This window comes from Pelomicrobium sp., assembly GCF_036803785.1.
GTDB lineage: Bacteria > Pseudomonadota > Gammaproteobacteria > Burkholderiales > UBA6910 > Pelomicrobium.
Map to the genome: position 1 here is coordinate 1 of NZ_DAIRTR010000229.1, position 2,690 is coordinate 2,690.

4 protein-coding genes are annotated in these 2,690 nt (G+C 61.4%); all 4 read left to right on the forward strand.

Features of this window, described 5'->3' with window-relative positions:
* Nucleotides 1–785: 3-methyl-2-oxobutanoate hydroxymethyltransferase (gene panB / locus V7Q81_RS15595; protein ID WP_333845164.1), on the forward strand; the 785-nt coding region annotated here is incomplete at its 5' end.
* The gene (locus tag V7Q81_RS15600; protein WP_333845166.1) at nucleotides 770–1,246 is read left to right on the forward strand and encodes a Crp/Fnr family transcriptional regulator; all 477 of its coding nucleotides are present in this window, start codon (nucleotides 770–772) and stop codon (nucleotides 1,244–1,246) included. The genes panB and V7Q81_RS15600, both read left to right, overlap by 16 nt.
* A gap of 235 nt (nucleotides 1,247–1,481) precedes the next feature.
* Entirely contained in the window at nucleotides 1,482–2,237 is a 756-nt protein-coding gene (locus tag V7Q81_RS15605) for an adenylyl-sulfate reductase (RefSeq protein WP_333845169.1), read from the forward strand.
* Between the two features lie 4 nt (nucleotides 2,238–2,241).
* On the forward strand, nucleotides 2,242–2,690 hold a 449-nt coding region (gene aprB / locus V7Q81_RS15610; RefSeq protein WP_333845172.1), incomplete at its 3' end, for an adenylyl-sulfate reductase subunit beta.

Sequence of the window (2,690 nt, forward strand, 5' to 3'; positions counted from 1 at the left end):
TCTACGATTATCCCAACGCCATCATCGCGGATCGGGTGGGGGTGGACATTCTGTGCGTGTCGGACACGGGCGGCATGGTGCTGTTCGGCCACGAGGACACCACTTCGGTCTCCTTCGAGGAGGTGATGTTCATGGCCCAGGCAGTCAAGCGCGGCTCCCGGTACGGGCTGCGCATGGTGGACATGCCTTACATGAGCTTTCACCTCTCCACCCAGCAGGCGGTGGACAATGCCGCCAAGTACGTCTCCCAGGCAGGCGCCGAGGTGATGAAGTGCGAGGGTAACCAGCACCACGCCAAGTATGTGGAAGCGATCGTCAAAGCGGGCATTCCGGTGCAGGGCCACATCGGTATCACCCCCATGCGCATCCCCCAGCTCGGGGGCTTCGCCGCCCAGGGCAAGACCGCAGACCGGGCCAAGGAGCTGATCGACGACGCCATGGCCTTCTACGACGCGGGCTGCTTTTCCATCCTGTGCGAGGTGACCACCTCCGAGGTATGCCAGTATCTGGCCGAGACCCTGCCGATTCCCGTCATCAGCCTGGGGGCGGGTAATCAAGCCGATGGGGTGCACATCATCGGCTCGGACCTCTTCCATCTGTACGAGAAACACACACCGCGCCATTCCAAAGTCTACGTGGACCTGATCCCGATCATCGAGCAGGTATACAAGGACTACATGAAGGACGTGAGGGAGCGCAGGTATCCTGGTCCCGAGCACACGGTGTTCATGAAGGAGGAGGAGCTCAAGCGCTTCCAAGAGATGGTGGGATGGAAAAAGAAGTAGCCCCCGGCACACCGGACGTGTTGTCTCAGGGTGTGGCCGCCTTCCTCGCCGCGAGCGCCTTTTTTGCCGATCTCACCACGGATCAACTGGAGGCGCTCGCTCCCCTGTTCCGGGTGGAAGAGTATCCCCAGGGTGCCGAAATCTACAACCTGGGTGATCAGGCGGTGGATTTCTACGTGCTGGTGGAGGGGCTGGTGCGCTTCACCATCGGCCGCGGCGGGCGCCAGGCGACCGCAGGGGAGCTCATTCGCAGCGGCGAGATCTTCGGCTGGGCGGCGGTGGTGGAACGAGCTCAGCGGCGCATCGCCACCGCCTACTGCCTCACCGCCTGCCGGGTGCTGGCGATCAACGGCAACGAGTTCCTGAAGGCCATGGACCGGGACCACAGCATGGGCTATCACGTGATGAAGCAGCTTAACTTTCTCATTACTGGTGAGCTCACCTCGTTTGCCTCTGGATGAGGAGAACACGGACGGCACCGTTGCGCAGGAAAAATAATTTTTATGTAAAAAGAAGATTTTTTTATTTTTCCTCCCGGGCCTTCCGCGCTAAGAAATTTAAGGTTTGGATCGATCTGGAGAGGGGGAGCAGCCGGTTGAATCTCTAGCGGCGGCAAACCCAGGGGGCGTGGACGTAAAACAGGCCTGACGGCCGCCGCCCGAGGCCTCGACCTGCGCGGTATTGGAGGAGGCGTTCATGTTCACCAGCAATCCATTCGCCGCAGCAGCAGAGCTCGTGTCCCCTTTGGCGATACGGGCGTATGTCATCCTGATGGCGATCGCCGTTGCCGCCGGAACGCTGTTCGACATCTACCACAAGGGCAGCGGCAAGTATTTCGCGCTGCGTAGAGAAAGAACGAAGGCCGCAGCCCGAAGCCAGCTGAGTAGCTCGCAGAAATTCTCCTTGGCGGTCAAGACCGTCGCCGAGGCGGCCGTCTCTGGCGAGTTCTGCAAAACGCCCAGGCGCATCTCCCACCTCTTGATGATGTACGGTTTCCTACTCTACGTGATCACGACCCTGGTGATGGTCTTCGGCTATGCCACCGCCGCCGATACGCCGGCTGCCCTACCGCTGCTGTGGAACCTGGGGGCATTGATGATTCTCGCCGGCGGTGTGTGGTTTTTCTTCTTCCTCAGGGTGAACGTGGCCTACGAGGGCCACTCCCCTTTCCGCCTGGTGCGCGCGGATCTCTTCGTAGGCCTGCTCCTGCTGAGCGCCGCGTTCGCGCTGCTGTGGCATTTCGTGCAAACGACCTTCGGGAGCCGGGCGGCGAGCCTGTTATTTTTTAGCCTCTACATCTTCTTCACGACACTGCTCTTCGTGACCGTCCCCTGGTCCAAGTTCGCCCATATGTTCTATAAGCCGGCGGTGGCGTACCAGCGCAGGATCGAAGAGGCGAGTGGCGCCTCCGATCTGCCGACGCCCGCCGGCGGCCTCCACTGCAGGAACTGAAGCCATGCCGACCTACGTAGACATGACGCGCTGCGACGGCTGTGGTGAGTGCGTGGACATCTGCCCGTCCGACATCATGCACATCGACCCGGTCTACCGCCGGTCGTACAACATCGAGCCCAACTTCTGCTGGGAATGCTATTCCTGCGTCAAGGCCTGTCCGCAGCACGCGATCGACGTGCGGGGCTATTCCGATTTCGCGCCCCTGGGTCACAAGGTCCGGGTGCTGCGCGACCGGCAGAATAACCGCGTGTACTGGAAGATCCGTTATCGCGATGGGCGAGTGAAGGAGTTCACCTTCCCCATCAGGACCACGCCTTGGGGTTCCATCAAGCCGCCGTCGGACTACGAGCGGCCCGATGCCAAGGCGCTCGCCTCGCCCCTTCTCGCCCACGAGCCCGAGGCGCTCAAGGTGCAGGCGCTGCCCGTACTGCCCCGTCTGGAAAAGGTGTG

Coding starts and splice junctions, on each gene's coding strand:
- V7Q81_RS15600 (WP_333845166.1), top strand. CDS start 770: ATGGAAAAAGAAGTAGCCCCCGGCACACCGGACGTGTTGTCTCAGGGT.
- V7Q81_RS15605 (WP_333845169.1), top strand. CDS start 1,482: ATGTTCACCAGCAATCCATTCGCCGCAGCAGCAGAGCTCGTGTCCCCT.